Annotated in this window: 2 protein-coding genes; both read right to left on the bottom strand. The window is 40.8% G+C overall.

Going from position 1 to position 2718, the window contains the following annotated elements; translation table 11 throughout:
- Window positions 1-114: 114 nt before the first annotated feature.
- Window positions 115-2079: an oleate hydratase gene (locus tag QZZ35_RS10860; RefSeq protein WP_291237420.1), complete on the bottom strand. Its 1965-nt coding sequence runs from the start codon at window positions 2077-2079 to the stop codon at window positions 115-117.
- 145 nt (window positions 2080-2224) lie between these two features.
- Window positions 2225-2718, bottom strand: a 494-nt coding sequence (locus QZZ35_RS10865) for a TetR/AcrR family transcriptional regulator (RefSeq protein WP_291237421.1), incomplete at its 5' end; no start/stop codon positions are given.

A 2718-nucleotide genomic window follows, 5' to 3' on the forward strand; every position in this document is an offset into this window, starting at 1 on the left:
CTTCCTCATTTATTTTATTATAGCATGCAACTATTTTTTTAACAATTATTTCTCTTCTACCCCAAACCTGTAAAAACGGACAAAGCCGCCACAGACTTTGCCCGTTTTTACATTTTATAACATATTGTCTTTCAATACATCATGCTCTCTCAGAAGTTTTTCAACGACCGTTCCTTTCACCAAATGGATTAATGGCTTTTTAAGGGCATTGAGCGGTCCAGGAAGTTCAATCTCCAAAGGTGATTTTCCATCCATCAGTTTAACCGTGCTGTCCAGAAGTTCACGGATATCATATACACTGCCCCATACTTCCGGCACACCTCTGTCCACTCCGAGAAGTCCATAAACAGCCTCCATCGCAGTTCTAACAGAATATTCTGTCGTGAATACCGTGTCTCTCGGTGTATCCGCAAACTGTCCTAAAAATGCAAAATTCACGCAGCCGTCCGGGATAACATCCGGTCTGTCTCCTTTTGTTCTCGGCATAAAGAAAGCGGTGATATAAGGCATCATTGTCGGTACACAGACCGCACTGTTCTCGGCAAGCTCTTCAATCTGATCAACAGGAACACCTATATGATACAGCCATTCTTCTGTAATCTCTTTGCCTGTACAGTCTTTCATCGGTTTCTTCACATAATCACCCGGAACATCTGTGAACAAGCCATACACCCATACACAAACTTTTTCCGGATCCTGTTCTTTGAACTGTCCCTGTCTGTTGATTGTCCAGCTTAACAGCCATTTTGAATCCTGACAGCTGACGATACCGCCGGTAACAACTTTGCCGCTCTTCGGATCCCGTTTGCATATATTCGTAATATACGGAATAATCTTATCATCCAAAACTGTAATTGTGGCAGATTCCCAGTTCGTCTTTGAGATATCCGAACAGAATTTTTCCGGATGGCCGAAAGACGGATCCTGTTCTGCGATATTTTTCCATAAAGTCCAGCAGCCGCTTGTACGAACCTGTGCATCCCCGTTCGGCGCATGATCCTGATCTCCGTAAATTGTGCCTTCCGTACAGCTTCCGTTTGTCACAAATACAAGATCATTTTCTGAAAGCAAAATTCCCTTCTCTGTATCTCCGACTTTACAATCAATAGCAACCGCAACTTTCTTTCCGTTTTTCTTTTCAAAAATAACATTTGTCACTTCTGTATTGAACTGGAAATCCACTCCTGCATCTTCCAGATATTTCTGCATAGGAAGAATCAAAGACTCATACTGATTATATTTCGTAAATTTAAGTGCGCTAAAATCCGGAAGGCCGGCAATGTGATGAATAAATCTCTGGAAATAAAGCTTCATTTCCAATGCACTGTGCCAGTTCTCGAAAGCAAACATGGTCCTCCAGTATAACCAGAAAGTAGAATTAAATACTTCATCATCGAAAACGTCCTCAATAGTTTTATCATATAGATCTTCATCCTTCGTCATAAAGAGTTTCATGATTTCCATACAGCCTTTCTGGCTTAAGTTGAATTTTCCGTCTGTATGGGCATCTTTACCTCTGTCAACTGTCGCTCTGCAAAGTGAGTAGTTCGGATCGTGTTTATTTAACCAATAGAATTCATCCAATACAGATGCTCCCGGTTTTTCAAGAGACGGAATACTCCGGAACAGATCCCACAGACATTCAAAATGATTTTCCATCTCTCTTCCGCCTCTCATGACATATCCTCTCGACGGATCAAAAATACCATCACAGGCACCGCCGGCAATATCCATGGCCTCAAGAATGTGAATATGGGAGCCGGGCATCTGACCGTCACGGACTAAAAAACAGGCTGCCGCAAGTGAAGCCAGACCGCTTCCTACGATATATGCATTTTTTTCATCCACTCCCTGCGGCTTTTCCGGACGTGCAAAGGCTTCATAATTACCATTACTATAGTATATTCCCTTGCTGTTTTTTTCATATTTTCCTCGTTCCGTGTTTCGATATTCACTCTGCTCTGCTGCAGCTTTTTTAATCTTTTTTTCACTTTTCTTTGATTTCTTTGCCACGATTGCCGCTCCGGCGCCAATAGCAAGTGCAGACGCAACCCCAAGTTTCATATTTTTCTTTGACATATCAATGACCACCTTTCTGATTATAAACACTAACTTCTTTCCATGTCCGTATGGTACCGCTCATTGATATATTTTTCAATTTACAAACAGGAGACAATGATAAAAAACTTATCATGTCCCCTGTTTTGATAAAAAATATCCTGTTTTACTGCTGTGAAAAATTTTTAATAGAGTTCGTTACATTCCCTTTAAGCGTCAGGCACATTTTGTCTACAATTTCCTGATAATCCACCTTCATCCCCATTTTAATCCAGTCCAGCATAACTCCCACAAAACTATATTTATAAAAATTTGCAATAAATAGTTTATCCTCTTCCGAAAGATTCATACCGGCGGATTTTTCCTCGACAACTCCCATGATCAGATCAAGCGTCAGACGAAACAGATAATTCTCAATCTGTTCTCTGCTGACAGAATGATAAACATTTAGAATAAAAGGCTTATTTTCCAAAACCACTTCAAAAATCTGTGACAGTCCCTCCTGCCATGTATCATAGGTCTTTTTGCCCTGAAGTGCCCGCGAAGCATCCTCCATGCACACCCATTCCACAAGATCATAAATGTCTTTAAAATGATAATAAAAGGCCATACGGCTGATTCCGCATCCCTCTGTCAGATCATTAATTGTAATTTTGTCCA

The sequence above is a fragment of the Frisingicoccus sp. genome (assembly GCA_016298055.1).
Taxonomy (GTDB): domain Bacteria; phylum Bacillota; class Clostridia; order Lachnospirales; family Lachnospiraceae; genus Frisingicoccus.

What these genes read in the sequence shown, in the direction of transcription:
- QZZ35_RS10860 (WP_291237420.1), bottom strand. Translation starts at nt 2,079, where the DNA reads ATGTCAAAGAAAAATATGAAACTTGGGGTTGCGTCTGCACTTGCTATT.